The organism is Streptomyces sp. NPDC005794 (assembly GCF_042871445.1).
Taxonomy (GTDB): Bacteria; Actinomycetota; Actinomycetes; order Streptomycetales; family Streptomycetaceae; genus Streptomyces.
Genome location: NZ_JBIAIN010000005.1, coordinates 97391 through 110060, shown reverse-complemented (window position 1 = coordinate 110060; position 12670 = coordinate 97391). Strand labels below are relative to the sequence as shown.

The 12670-nt window shown below is 70.6% G+C and carries 16 protein-coding genes; 9 read left to right on the top strand and 7 right to left on the bottom strand.

All coding sequences use genetic code 11. The features are described from left to right. Window positions 1-15: 15 nt before the first annotated feature. Window positions 16-945, top strand: coding sequence for a ribokinase (locus ACFYQ5_RS09780; protein WP_389195636.1), 930 nt, complete (start codon window positions 16-18; stop codon window positions 943-945). After that, window positions 942-1331, top strand: coding sequence for a D-ribose pyranase (gene rbsD / locus ACFYQ5_RS09775; RefSeq protein ID WP_389195633.1), 390 nt, complete (start codon window positions 942-944; stop codon window positions 1329-1331). The genes ACFYQ5_RS09780 and rbsD overlap by 4 nt, the downstream gene beginning before the upstream one ends. 7 nt (window positions 1332-1338) lie before the next feature. Here the strand turns inward: rbsD and ACFYQ5_RS09770 are convergent, their stop codons facing one another. Both ACFYQ5_RS09770 and ACFYQ5_RS09765 read right to left on the bottom strand, forming a co-directional pair. Next, window positions 1339-1464 carry a hypothetical protein gene (locus ACFYQ5_RS09770; protein WP_389195630.1) on the bottom strand — a complete coding sequence of 42 codons (126 nt, stop codon included), beginning with the start codon at window positions 1462-1464 and terminating at the stop codon, window positions 1339-1341. A 130-nt stretch (window positions 1465-1594) separates the two neighbouring features. Beyond that, entirely contained in the window at window positions 1595-2395 is an 801-nt protein-coding gene (locus ACFYQ5_RS09765) for an N-formylglutamate amidohydrolase (protein ID WP_389195628.1), read from the bottom strand. Between the two features lie 198 nt (window positions 2396-2593). On the opposite strand from ACFYQ5_RS09765, the gene ACFYQ5_RS09760 reads away from it, so the two are divergent. Continuing rightward, window positions 2594-3523: a RimK family alpha-L-glutamate ligase gene (locus ACFYQ5_RS09760; protein WP_389195625.1), complete on the top strand. Its 930-nt coding sequence runs from the start codon at window positions 2594-2596 to the stop codon at window positions 3521-3523. Window positions 3524-3525: 2 nt separating this feature from the next. Beyond that, a complete protein-coding gene (locus ACFYQ5_RS09755; protein ID WP_389195622.1) occupies window positions 3526-4299 on the top strand; it encodes a RimK family alpha-L-glutamate ligase in 774 nt (257 codons plus the stop codon). 30 nt (window positions 4300-4329) lie between these two features. Here the strand turns inward: ACFYQ5_RS09755 and ACFYQ5_RS09750 are convergent, their stop codons facing one another. Both ACFYQ5_RS09750 and ACFYQ5_RS09745 read right to left on the bottom strand, forming a co-directional pair. Next, complete coding sequence (locus tag ACFYQ5_RS09750) at window positions 4330-4977, bottom strand: TetR/AcrR family transcriptional regulator (RefSeq protein WP_389195619.1); 648 nt, start codon at window positions 4975-4977, stop codon at window positions 4330-4332. Between the two features lie 176 nt (window positions 4978-5153). After that, complete coding sequence (locus tag ACFYQ5_RS09745) at window positions 5154-6032, bottom strand: septum formation family protein (RefSeq protein WP_389195616.1); 879 nt, start codon at window positions 6030-6032, stop codon at window positions 5154-5156. A gap of 548 nt (window positions 6033-6580) precedes the next feature. Between ACFYQ5_RS09745 and ACFYQ5_RS09740 the strand changes: the two genes are divergently transcribed. Further along, window positions 6581-6979 (top strand): VOC family protein, encoded by a 399-nt coding sequence (locus ACFYQ5_RS09740; protein WP_389195613.1) that lies wholly within the window; start codon window positions 6581-6583, stop codon window positions 6977-6979. Beyond that, entirely contained in the window at window positions 6976-7479 is a 504-nt protein-coding gene (locus ACFYQ5_RS09735; protein ID WP_389195610.1) for a DUF1772 domain-containing protein, read from the top strand. Before ACFYQ5_RS09740 ends, ACFYQ5_RS09735 begins: the two co-directional genes overlap by 4 nt. Window positions 7480-7634: 155 nt before the next feature. Here ACFYQ5_RS09735 and ACFYQ5_RS09730 read toward each other — a convergent pair whose 3' ends face one another. After that, window positions 7635-8435 (bottom strand): SAM-dependent methyltransferase, encoded by an 801-nt coding sequence (locus tag ACFYQ5_RS09730; protein WP_389195607.1) that lies wholly within the window; start codon window positions 8433-8435, stop codon window positions 7635-7637. Window positions 8436-8630: 195 nt separating this feature from the next. After that, the gene (locus tag ACFYQ5_RS09725; RefSeq protein WP_389195604.1) at window positions 8631-9221 is read right to left on the bottom strand and encodes a TetR/AcrR family transcriptional regulator; all 591 of its coding nucleotides are present in this window, start codon (window positions 9219-9221) and stop codon (window positions 8631-8633) included. Window positions 9222-9311: 90 nt separating this feature from the next. Between ACFYQ5_RS09725 and ACFYQ5_RS09720 the strand changes: the two genes are divergently transcribed. Both ACFYQ5_RS09720 and ACFYQ5_RS09715 read left to right on the top strand, forming a co-directional pair. Beyond that, the gene (locus ACFYQ5_RS09720) at window positions 9312-9740 is read left to right on the top strand and encodes a nuclear transport factor 2 family protein (protein WP_389195601.1); all 429 of its coding nucleotides are present in this window, start codon (window positions 9312-9314) and stop codon (window positions 9738-9740) included. A gap of 8 nt (window positions 9741-9748) precedes the next feature. After that, window positions 9749-10612 carry an NAD(P)H-binding protein gene (locus tag ACFYQ5_RS09715; RefSeq protein ID WP_389195598.1) on the top strand — a complete coding sequence of 288 codons (864 nt, stop codon included), beginning with the start codon at window positions 9749-9751 and terminating at the stop codon, window positions 10610-10612. Between the two features lie 83 nt (window positions 10613-10695). On the opposite strand, the gene ACFYQ5_RS09710 is transcribed toward ACFYQ5_RS09715, so the two are convergent. Continuing rightward, window positions 10696-11352, bottom strand: coding sequence for a YceI family protein (locus ACFYQ5_RS09710; RefSeq protein WP_389195595.1), 657 nt, complete (start codon window positions 11350-11352; stop codon window positions 10696-10698). Between the two features lie 378 nt (window positions 11353-11730). Here ACFYQ5_RS09710 and ACFYQ5_RS09705 point away from each other — a divergent pair, with 378 nt between their 5' ends. Then, window positions 11731-12609, top strand: coding sequence for an alpha/beta hydrolase fold domain-containing protein (locus ACFYQ5_RS09705; protein ID WP_389195592.1), 879 nt, complete (start codon window positions 11731-11733; stop codon window positions 12607-12609). The last annotated feature ends 61 nt before the right edge of the window (window positions 12610-12670 follow it).

Here is a 12670-nt window from a genome sequence, read left to right as displayed (position 1 = left end):
GAAGGCACATCTCAGATGCACGCACATGAGGACTCCACGCCCTCCCGGTACGACCTGCTGGTCGTCGGCTCCGCCAACGCCGACCTGGTCGTCGGCGTCGACCGCCGCCCGGGGCCGGGGGAGACGGTGCTCGGCTCCGACCTCGTCGTCCACCCCGGTGGCAAGGGCGCCAACCAGGCGGTCGCCGCCGCCCGACTCGGTGCCCGTACGGCGCTGCTGGCCCGGGTCGGCGACGACGCCCACGGGCGACTGCTGCGGACCTCGCAGCAGGAGGCGGGCGTCGACACCGGCGGAGTCCTCGTGGGCGGGGCGCCCACCGGCGTCGCCCTCATCACCGTCGACCCCTCGGGGGACAACAGCATCGTGGTCTCCCTGGGTGCCAACGCCCGGCTGACCCCCGAGGACATCAAGGCGGCGGGCCCGCTGTTCGCGGCGGCCCGCGTCGTCTCCGTGCAGCTGGAGATCCCGCTGGCCACCGTCGCGGAGACGGCCCGCGCCCTCGCCCCGGGCGCGCGTCTGGTCCTCAACCCCTCCCCGCCCGCGCCGCTCCCCGACGAGGTGCTGGCCGCCTGCGACCCTCTGGTGGTCAACGAGCACGAGGCTCGCTACATCCTCGGGGACAGCGCGGGAAGTACCCCGGAGTCCTGGGCGAAGGGCCTCACCGCGCTGGGTCCCCGCTCGGTCGTCATCACCCTGGGCGCGGAGGGTGCGCTGATCTCCGACACCCGGGGCGGCGACCCCGTACGCGTGCCGAGCCCCCGGGTCGACGCCGTCGACACGACGGGCGCGGGCGACGCGTTCACCGCCGCGCTCGCCTGGCGGCTCGGCCTGGGCGAGGAACTCACCGAGGCCGCCGCGTTCGCCGTACGGGTCGGCGCGGCAGCCGTCACCAAGCAGGGCGCCCAGGCGTCCTTCCCGACCGCGGAAGAGGTCTCTGCACTGTGAAGAAGTCCGGCATCCTGAACCGCCACCTCGCGGGAGCCGTGGCCGAACTCGGCCACGGCGACGGCGTCCTGATCTGCGACGTGGGCATGCCCATCCCACCGGGACCCCGCGTGGTCGACCTGGCTTTCCGGGCGGGCGTCCCGTCGTTCGCCGAGGTCCTGGACGGCCTGCTGGACGAACTCGTCGTGGAGGGCGCGACCGCCGCCGAGGAGATACGGGACTCCAACCCGGAAGCCTCCGGCCTCCTGACCGCCCGCCTCCCGGGCCTGGCACACGTGCCGCACGAACAGTTGAAGGCGCTCACCGTGTCCGCCCGCCTGGTGGTACGGACGGGGGAGGCCCGGCCGTACGCGAACGTGCTGCTGAGGTGCGGGGTCTGCTTCTGACCACCCCTCAGCTGAGCGGCTGGGCGGTCTTCCAGGCGTTGTGGTGCCGGGTCGGGGCGTCGGTGAAGGAGGCGTGGCGGGGACGCCAGCCCAGTACGCGGTGGGCCTTGCCGCTGCCCTGTCCCCGCACCACCGCGACGCCTGAGGAACACCTCGCGGGACGACCGCCGGAGCTCGCCACGCCCTCCGGGGAATCAGGAAGTCCGGCAGCGGGTTGTTCGGCACGGTGTCATGGGCCTTCCGCGCGCCTCGTACGCGCCCCGTCATGTGTCCATGAGCGCGTCCACCAGCCCGCCCAGGGCCGTGGCCAGCGCGTCGAGCCCCGGTCCGGCCGGGCCGCCCGGCTCGGTCATGTACAGGTCGCGCCGGATCTCGATCATCAGCGCGCCGACCCGCCGGTCCTTCCCGTAGTGCTTCAGCGGCACGTACGTACCGGGGAAGGGGCTGTTCAGCCCGGTGCCGCCGAATCCGGAGAACGCCGCCTCCGCCAGGGCCAGAAGTCCTGGGGGCGTGTGGAAGCCGTCGGTGCCGAGGCAGACCGGAGGGCGCGGACCGGTGCCGTGCAGTTCGTACGGCAGCGCGGTGGCCGGGTAGGAGTGGACGTCGATGACGACGGCGCGTCCCGTGGCGGCGAGCCGTTCGTCGACGGCCGCGGTCATCGCCCGGGCGTACGGGTGGAAATACCGGTCCAGCAGCGGCTCCGGGTCCGCGTCGGCCGGGCGGAGCGGCTTCCGGTGCGTGGTGCGGGTGTAGACCGCGCCCATGCCGACGGCCAGCATCTCCTCCCGGTCGTCGGGGAACCGCTCGGGGTCGACGACCAGCCTGGACAGGCCGTTGACGAAGCGCCAGGGGGCCACCGCGCAGGCCTCGGAGGCCCTGGCGGCCAGATCGGCCGTGTGGGAGTCCGTGATGTGGTCGAGTTCGGCTTCCAGCGCCTCGTCACCGAGCAGGATGCCGCCGCGTACCTGCTCCGGAACGGCCCGGGAGGAGTGCGGGACGTGCAGCAGCACCGGCGATCCGGGTGCGCCCGGCACGAGGTGGAAGGGGGAAGGGGAAGGGCTCAACGGTCGTTCCTCGTGCGTGTGGACGGGAGGGCGGGGGTGTGGAGCCCGGTGTCCGTCCGCGTCGCGGGCCACCAGGCACCCACCACTCAGGCTTGGGGGTGAATGTGACGTAGCGTATCCATTTCGGGGGCGTCCTGAAGGGCGCCGCGCGGATCGTTGTGCGCTCACGTTCCTACGGTGGCGCCGAGGAGTTCCTGGATGAAGCTCTGCTTCCTCGTCGAAGAGCTGTACCGGCAGGACGGCATGCCGCTCGATGTGGTCCGGCGGCTGAAGGCCCTGGGGCATCACGTGGATGTGGTCAGGCCGGGCACCTCCATGATGTGCGTCTCCGAGGAGATCCGGGGCGGGACCCACGACGCCTGGGTACTCAAGACCGTCTCCGGGGGCCCGGGGCTCACGCTGCTCGAGGCCGCCGCGGCCGTCGGGCTGACCACGGTGAACGACGCCCGCTCCATCCGCCCTGTGCGCGACAAGGCACTGACCTCGGTGATCGCGCGACAGCACGGGCTGCCGGTTCCGGTGACGTACACCGCCCCACGGGCCGCGCTGTTCGCCGCCGTCCCGGAGGAGTTCTTCCCCCTGGTCGTCAAGCCCGCCGAGGGCAGCTCGGGCCGCGGGGTCCGTCTGGTGCCCGGTCCGGCGGGGCTGTCGTCCGGGGAAGGGGAGGAAGCCGGGGGAGGGCGGCTCATCGCGCAGCCCTACGTACCCAACTCCGGTGCCGATCTGAAGGTGTACAGCCTCGCGGGAGAACTCCACGCCACCCGGCGGCAGTCGCCGCTCCACCCCGACCGGCCGGTCGACGAGGGGGGCGTGCCGTTGTCCGCCGAGGTGGCCGCGGTGGCCGCACGGGTCGGAGAGGTCTTCGGGCTCGATCTGTACGGCGTCGACATCGTGCTGGGGCCCGACGGCCCCGTCGTCGTCGACATCAACGACTTCCCCAGCTTCCGGCAGGTCCCCGATTCCGTCGACCGGGTCGCCGACGCCATCCTCGGCCTGGCCAGGCGCGGGAACGGAATCACCGGGCCGGGGCGGCTGATCGGCCCGGAACCGCTCCTGCCCCTGCCTGTGCAGATCCCGGCTCCGAAACCGGCCGTCCTCGTCGACGCGCTGGAGAACAACACCATATGAGGGTGTGCCTGTTGACCGACAAGCCGGATCATCCGATGCTCGCCGCCACGGCCTCCCTGCTGCTCCGGGCGCGGCACGAGGTGACGTACGCCGATCCGGATTCCGCAGGCGTGGCGGACGGAGCCGCCCTCGCCGATGTCTACCTGCTCAAGGCGCACACCTCCTCGGCCCTGGCGCTGGCCCGCACGCTCGAGGCGCGGGGCGCCCGGGTGGTGAACTCGGCCGCGGCGACGGAGCTCTGCCAGGACAGGAGCCGGATCGCGGATGTGGCAGCGGGGGCGGGGATCCCGATGCCGCGTACCCGCACCCTGCCGGCGCTGTCCGCGCTCCCGCCGGACGCGGAGCGGTATCCGCTCATGGTCAAGAGCCGCCACAGCCGTCGCGGGGACCTGGTCGTCCGTGTGGACGGCCCGGAACGGCTTCGCGAACTCGCCGCCGCGTGGCCCGAGGAGCCCGTGGTGGTCCAGGAGTTCACCCCGAACAGCGGCTGGGACCACAAGCTGTGGGTCATCGCCGGCCAGGTGTTCACCGGCCTGCGCCCCGCACCCGGCACGGTGGGGACCACGAGCCCGCTGCCCGCCCCGGTGACCGGTGAACCACCGTCCGCCTGGACCCGGTTGGCCCTGTACGCAGGTGAGGTCTTCGGCCTGGACGTCTATGGGATCGACGTGCTGGACCGCACGGGCGAGCCCGTCGTGGTCGACGTCAACGCCTTTCCCGGCATCAGGGGACCCGAAGGCGCGCCCAGGGCGCTGGCGGCGCTGATCTGCGGGTGATGAGAGGCCGTACGTACCGGGTGGCGGCCCTCAAGCAGTCGCGTAGTCCGCGAGGGACGGTTCCAGCAGGCCGAAGGCGACGGTGGCCTCCTCCTCGAGAATCGCGGCGATCTCGGGGTTGCCACGGCCCGCGAGCGTCAGCTCCTGGATGCGCCGGAACAGTACGCGGTGCACTCCGCCCAGCAGGGCCGCGGCCGTGCACGCGGTGATGTCGTCGGCCGAGGTGCCCGCCGCTTCGGCGAGCGCTTCGGCCAGCGCGTCCTCGCGCCGGTCGTGCAGGCCCCGCAGACAGGTCGAGAGCGTGGGGCTGTCGGCGATCATCCGGGAGAACTCGGGACCGGCGAATCCCGCCACCGGGTCCTGCGCCGCGACGGAGGCGAGGAAGGCGCGGCGCAGGGAGGCGAGAGCCGACTCACCGGCGGCGCGGCCGAGGACCGTACGTGCCAGGCTCTCGGCGAACTCGTCCTGGTGATCCAGCGCCAGATCCTCCTTGCGCGCGAAGTAGTTGGTCACCGTCTTCTTCGCGACCCGGGCGGCGGTGGCGATCTCGGCGATCGTCGTCCGCTCGAAGCCCTGCTCGACGAAGAGCCTGGTCGCGTGGTCGGAGATCAACTGCCGCGTCTCGCGCTTCTTCGTCTCGCGGAGGCCCGTCGGCTCAGTGCTCGTCCGAGTGTTCATGGAGAGAGTTTACGCTCGTTGTACTTTTATACCGGGTGGCGTCATGCGCCACGAATGAGATGACTGCTGGCGTGCATGTCCCCGGCGTGCGGGAGGGCTCGTCGCGCCGCCTCCTGTCCTCCGGCGGGAGCCGGAGGACAGGAGGCGGCCTCGCGCGGTGGCCGTGCGTCGGTGGATCAGCCGGCCCAGACCTCGGCGTCGTCGGCCGGGACGGTGGTGGCGAGCTTCAACTCCTTGCGGGCGGCAACCGTCTTGTTCGGGTCGATGCCGGTGAAGGCCAGGTCGTAGGCGACGTAGAAGTCGTCCGTGTTACCGGCCGTGGCGGCGTCTTCCCACGCCTCCGCGGTCTCCGTCAGCTGCGAGCGGAGCTTGACGGTCTCCGGCTGCTCCACACCCTTCAGGTTCGTCAGGTGGGTGTTCAGCGCGGCCGAAACGGCCTTGGCCTGCTTCTTGTAGCCGGCCAGGTCCTCCTCGACCTGCTCCGCCTCGGGCTGGTTGCTCCACAGCGCCTCGTAGACGGCGCTCGCGCCCTTCAGGTACGCGAGCTGGTCGGCGTTCAGGGACTCGTCCTTGAGCGAACCGGAGAATGTGCCCTTCTCCTTGGCGTACGTGCAGCTCACGGCCCGGTCGCCGGTCTTCCAGCTCGCGCTCGTGGGGTAGTAGTAGAAGAGTTCGACGCCCTTGGGTATCGCCCAGGAGTCGGAGACGAACTTCTGCGACACCGCCGGGCATCGCTCGTCGGCGATCTTCGAAGCACCCTCGTCACCCGGGTAGGCCGACTCCCCTTCAATGGCGAACTCGCCGACGACTTGACCCTCGTGCGCCTCCTCGCAGGGCACGATCTCGACGCTGAACTCCTCGCTCGCCGTCGCCGAGCTGTTCGGGTTGTAACAGTCGCCGGGGGCGAGTGAGAAGACCGACCGCTGACGAACTGCCTTCTTGGCGCCGGCCTTGGCGCTGTCGATGGCGTCGGCACAGCCCACCGCGCCGATCGCGAGAACGGCGACTGCGGCTGACATGCCGCGTGCTGAACGGGACGTGACACCGAAAAACATGACGTGGGCATCCTCAAACGGAAGAAACTGGGAACAGGTGTGCGCATCGTATGGCATAAATGTGACCGCGCTGTGCACGGCTGCCGCCACCCTCCCGGGGTATCGGCGCCCACTGCCTCACGGGGGGTGGGGGCCGTCGTTCCCGCCGGCTGCCCCATGCGGGTCAAGGTGTTTCCGCTGTGCGGGAGTTGTGTGGCCGCCGGTGAGGCGCTGGGAGTGGGCCGCCGGGCGTCCGTGCGGGAAATTTACTCCCGTCGCACTTTTATTGACGAGCGAGATGCGCTCGGGCTAAAATTACTTCCATAGTAAAAATGTGCTCGAGTGAAGGATCTGTATGCGAAGGGGTCGACTCGGCAACTCTCCTCACCGGCCGGACCGACGGGCCTGCCGTACGACGTGGTCGCGAGCCGAAGCGCCGGCCCTGGCGGACGTCCGCCGCCGTTCGCTTCCGGGGGGTGGTCCGGACGCGGACGAGATCCCTCGCCGTCGTACCTGCTGACGCCTCGCCGACTTCCCCCGTGACACGTCACTTCAGCATGAGGAGCCACATGCGTATCACCGCATCCACCGTTTCGCTCACGGTCGAGGACGTCGCCGCGTCCAAGGCCTTTCTCACCACCCACCTGGGTTACGAGGAGACCGCTGCCACCGAGGACTTCGCCTCCCTCGCCCGTGAGGACGCCGCGGCCGATATCGTCCTCCTGCGCCGCGGCATCGACGTACTGCCGGCCGCGCAGCGCGATCAGCTCGCCTCCGGGCTGATCCTCGCCTTCACCCTGACCGGGATCGAGGACGAGGAGAAGCGGCTGCGCGCCGAGGGCGTCGAGATCACGATGCCGTTGCGCGAAGAGCCGTGGGGTGAGCGTCTGTTCCAGGTCACCGACCCCAACGGGGTCGTCTTCCAGTTCGTCGAATGGGCCTCGGTCCCGGATCCGGAGCACGCGTGAGAACACTGCAGACCGCGGCACTCCTCGCCTCGGCCGTGGGGGCAGCCCTGATGGCCGGGCTGTTCACCGCCTTCGCGTACGCCGTCATGCCCGGCCTCTCCCGCACCGGAGACCGGGCGTTCGTCCAGAGCATGCAGCACATCAACCGGGCCGTCATCAACGGCTGGTTCCTCGTTCCCTTCCTGCTGCCGCCGCCGCTGCTGGTGCTGGCAACGGCCCTCGCCGCGAAGGGGTACAGCCCGGGAGCCCTGCCCTGGATCATCGCGGCGCTTGTGCTGTACGCGGCGGCGTTCCTCGTCACCGGAACACAGAACGTCCCGCTCAACGACACGCTCGACAAGGTGCCGCCGGACACGGCACCCGACCGGCTCCGGGACGCGCGCGCCGCGTTCGAGGGCCGCTGGGTCAGGTGGAACACCGTCCGTGCCGCCCTCCACACCGCGTCCCTCGGCGTGCTGCGCCGGGCGCTCCACCTCCATGCGCCGCCGCAGGTGAGCTGAGCCCGTAGGGGACCCTGAGGGGGCCCGGCGGATCAGGCCGTGATGACGATCGCCGGCCTGCTCGGTGCGGGGGCGTCCGACGGCGACGGCGCCGGGGCGAAGACCACCACCCGCAGCGACGCGAACCGCCCGATCCCGGCCGCCGACAGCCGCCGTCACGCCTTGCGGGCGACGGCACACCACATGGGCAGGGTGTCGTCTGGGGTGTCCGACGGTCCGGGACGCCAGCGGGTCAGGGTGACCACGCCCGGCTCCAGGATCTCCAGGCCGTCGCAGAAGCGTTCCACTTCCTTCTGGGTGCGCGGGGTGGCGGAGGCGTTGCTGGCGGCACGCTCGTTGTAGATCCGCATGGACTCGGCGACCTCGGGGGCGGTCACGTCGGCGGCCGGGTGGGACAGGACGAGGTAGCTGCCCGGGGCGAGGCGGTCCAGGAGGCGGCGGGTGATGTCCCACGGGTCCTCGGCGTCCTTGATGTACTGCAGGATCGCCACCAGCATCAGGCCGACCGGCTGCTCCAGATCCAGGGTGCGGGAGGCCGCTTCGAGGATCGCGTCCACGTCCCGCGCATCGGCCTGCACGTAGTCGGTCTGCCCCTCGGGGCCGCTGACCAGCAGAGCGCGGGCGTGGGTGAGCACGATGGGGTCGTTGTCGACGTACACGACACGCGATTCGGGGGCGGCCCGCTGCGCCACTTCGTGAGTGTTGTCCGCGGCGGGAATGCCCGTACCGATGTCCAGGAACTGACGGATCCCGGCCGCCGAGAGGTGCCGCACGGCGCGCCCGAGGAAGGCCCGGTTCGCCCGGACCGACGGCACGATCGTCGGGTTGGCCCCTGCGGCGAGCTCGGCTGCCTCCTGGTCCACCGGATAGTGGTCCTTGCCGCCCAGCCAGACGTTGTAGACGCGGGCAGGGTGCGCGTTCGCGGGGTGGGGCGTGGGCGGCGGGTACTCGTTCAACGTTTCGTCACCTCGTGCGGGCGAGAGGCCAGGCCGGACTCGTGTCCGGCCACGGTACTACCCCCTCTGTCCGCCGCCCGCTGTGTACTGCCAGGTCGTGCACGGCCAGGAACTGCAGGTGTAGTTGAAGGGCGTTGTGCCCACATAGGTGTAAGGCTCCTTCGTCCGGGGGCGGGCAGCAGCAGGTTGTTCCGCTCAGCCGTTCCCGCGCCGGCCCAGGACCCTCGCGGTGTAGTCGGCCAGGTCCTGCCTCATCTGTTCCGGCGTCGTGTTCAGCTCGCCCGTCAGGTGTTCGACCAGGTCGGCACGCGTCGCGGCCAGGAGGGCGTGTGCGGTGAAGGCGGCGGTGGGGGCGGACGGGATCCGCTCCAGCGTCTCCTTGACCGTGCGGTGCCACCACGCGTAGTGCCCCGCGGCGTAGGGGCTGCCACTGCCCGACTCCTCCAGGGCCAGGGCCAGGTGGCGGTTGTCCAGCTTGAAGCCGAGCACCGCGTCCAGCAGGGCCGGTACGCGTTCGTGGGGCGGGGTCGAGGGGCCGAGAGGAGCCGGGCCCGACTCCACTGCCTCGCGCACCGGTTGGATGCGGGCCTCGTACAAGGCATGGATCAGGCCGGTCCGGTCGCCGAAGCGGCGGAACAGGGTGCCTTTGCCTACTCCGGCGGCCGCTGCCACGTCGTCCATGGACACGCTGCGTGGGCTGTCGCTGCGCGCGAAGAGCGAGTCGGCCGCTGCCAGTACGGCCTCGCGGTTGCGGACGGCGTCGGCGCGCTCCTTGCGCTCGGGCATGACCTCTCCAGTTGCTAAACGGACCGACGGTCCGTATTGTTTCGAAGGTAAGCGGACTTGCAGTCCATATCTTAGGGGTGATGATTTCGGATGAGTGACGCCATGAGCCCGGCGGACCTGTACCGCCACAGTCTGCGGCTTCTGCTGGACAAGGACATCGACGCCTGGGTCGCCTTGGTCGACGACGACGCGCTGTTCGAGTTCCCGTACGCGCCGGACGGCTTCCCCTCGAAGCTGGAGGGAAAGGAGGCCGTCGCCGCGTACATGCGGGGCTATCCCGACTCCATCGACCTGCGTGAGGTCACCGGGCTGAAGATCCACGAGCTGCGGGACGAGGACACCGTCATCGCGGAATGGCGCGGAGTGGGCCGCATCGTCGCCACCGGGGCTCCGTACGAGATGCCCTACGTCGCCGTGGTCACCGTCAAGGACGGCCGGATCGCCGGTTACCGCGACTACTGGAACCCGCTCGCGATCCCCGGTTCTCTCGCCGACGCCGTGTTCTTCGATGCCGTATGAGGAGTGACATGTCCGACCGCACGCTGGTCGTCGGGGCAACCGGCACCACAGGCAGCCGAGTTGTCCGGCAGCTCATCGAGCAGGGCCACCCCGCCGTTCCGGCCTCCCGTGAGCCCGGCCCTTCGGCCGGCACGCGGGCCGTGCGCTTCGACTGGTACGACGCCGACACCCATGCCGCCGCGCTGCGCGGCGTCGGTCGCGTCTATCTCGTACCGCCCGTCGGCGATCCCGCGCCGACCGCCGTCATGCGGCCCTTCCTGGCACAGGCGCGCGCCGCCGGGGTGCGGCGCGCGGTGCTGCTCAGCTCGTCGGCCGTCCCGGCCGGAGGGCCGGCGGCGGGGCGGGTTCATGAGCTGCTGGCCGACGGGCTGTTCGAGGAGTGGGCCGTCCTGCGGCCGTCCTGGTTCATGCAGAACTTCACCGGCCGGCATGTGCACGCCGAGAGCCTGCGGGCGGACGGTGTGGTGGCCAGCGCGACGGGTGACGGGCGCGTCGGCTTCGTCGACGCCGAGGACATCGCGGCCGTCGCCGTGCGGGCGCTGACCGACGCGGTGGCGCCCGACACGGATCTGGTGCTCACCGGCCCCGAGGCGCTGAGTTACGACCAGGTCGTGGCCCTCGTGGGCGAGGCCACCGGGCGGCCCGCCACGCACCGGAAGCTCACGTACGAGCAGATGCGTGACCGTCTGACCGCCGACGGCATCCCCGCGGAGTTCGCGGCCATGCTCGCCGGTATGGACCAGGCCATCGCGGAGGGCGCGGAGGACCGCGTCACCAGCACCGTCGAGCGCATGACGGGCCGGCCCGCCCTCAGCTTCCGCGCACATGTGGAAGCGGCGATGCGGCAGGAGACCGGCCGGAGTCCCCGGTAGGGCGGGACTTCGGTGCGCCGGTGCGCCGGTGCCCGTCGGCGTCGGGGTGGACGGTCCGACCAGGCCCGATCGCCTGAGGGGGCTCAGCCGGCGAAGGGGGTACGGATGGCGGCGATGTCGAACTGCAGGCGGAGCCTCTCGCTCACCATCGCTCCGCCCTCGGCCAGCCGGGCGTTGTAGGTGAGACCCCAGTCGGAACGGTTGATGGTGGTGGTCCCGTCGAACCCGACGCGCTCGTACCCGAACGGGTCGGTGACGTAACCGATGTACGTCAGGTCCAGGGTCACGGGCCGGGTGATGCCCCGGATGGTGAGGTCACCGGTCATGCGGTAGACGTCCGTGCCGACGAGTTGCACGGCGGTGCTCGTGAAGCTCAGACGAGGGTGCGACCCGGCGTCCAGGAAGTCGCGGCCGACCAGGTGCGCGTCGCGCTGTTCCACACCCGTGTCGACACTCGCGGTGACCAGCGAGATCTCGGCCCGCGAGCGGGCAGGGTTACGCCCGTCGAAGTAGAGACGGCTCTCGTACTCCAGGAACGCGCCGCGCACCGTCGTCACCATGGCGTGCCGGACGGAGAAGCCGATCCTGCTGTGCGCGGGGTCGATCATCCACTCTCCGGTGAGAGCCGCCAGACGGGGATCGGGCAGAACTGCCGCGCCGGTGGCCGTCGGGGCGGCAGCTGGCTCCTCCGTACGGGGCTCCGGACGTCGGAGCAATGAGCTGCGGCTGAAGAGGTTCATGAAACATTTAGTTACGCCGACGTATGCGGGACCCGCAAGAGCTGATCAAGGAACCCGAACATTCATGGTCAGACCTTCACAGGGTGACGCGTCGGCGAAGCGGAGGCGTCGGCGGTTCACCCCCCACCTCCGGGAAACAACGCTGCGGCGGAGCGAACAAGACTCCGACCTTATCCCGACGTTCTGTGTTCTCGTGCTCACTCACGGGACTCCACCCCCACCTGGGTATCCGTCGCCATGAGCCCGGCGGAGCGGACCCGCTCCGAAGCGGCGTCGGTACGGGCCCCTGAATCCTCCTCTCCTACTGCCGGTTTCAGCGGATCGGGGCGAGCTCTAAAGGTGTTGCCGTGCTGACGAGCACTTGGTAGATCTCGGACCATGGACATCACCCGCATCCCCGCCGAGCCCGACGCCACCACAGCCGCCACCGCGGTCATGGCTGAACTCGCCGGCCTCGGAAGCCGGTCCTTCGCGCTGCCTGCTGACGCCGCGCTGAGCCCGGTGCTGCCCGAGAGCGGGGGCGTGCCGACGGTCTGGGTGACGGCGGGCGGGGCGTCCGTCGAGGAAGGCGTGGTGCTCTACGTCCACGGGGGCGGATTCGAGCACCGCATGCCGGAGCTGATGAACCTGACGGCCCACCAGGTCTCCCGGGCGACCGCCCGCCCTGTGCTCGTCGTGCACTACCGGCTGGCCCCGGCCCACACCTATCCGGCTCCGCTGGACGACGTCGTCGCCGTCTATCGGAGCCTGCTCGACCAGGGGGTGCCCGCTGCGAAGATCGTCGTCTTCTCCGAGTCCTCCGGTGCCACGCTGGCGTTGTCCGCCCTGCTCGCCCTCAAGGAGTCCGGCACCGCTCTCCCCGCCGCCGTCATCGCCAACTCCGCGATCACCGACCTCACTTTGTCCAGCCCGTCCATCGACGCGAACGCCGCTCACGACTCAGGCGTCGACCGCGCCCTGCTCACCCGTCTCATCGGCCAGTACCTGGGCGGCGCCCGGCCTGACCAGGCACCGCAGTCACCGATCCAGGGCACCCTCGACGGCCTTCCGCCGCTGTTGCTCACGGTCGGGACTTCGGAGGCACTCCTGGACGACACCCTGCGTTTCGCGCAGGCGGCCTCGGATGCCGGAACCCAGGTCTCCGTCGAGGTGTACGAGGCGATGCCGCACGTATTCCAGATCACGATCCTGTCCGAGCAGAACCCGACAGGCAGGCGACTGCTGGAACGCATCGCGAAGTGGGTCGCCGACGCCTAGGGCGTGTTCCAGGTTCAGATCACTGTTGGGTCAAGTCGCTTCGCCGGAGTGGCTCGGGGCG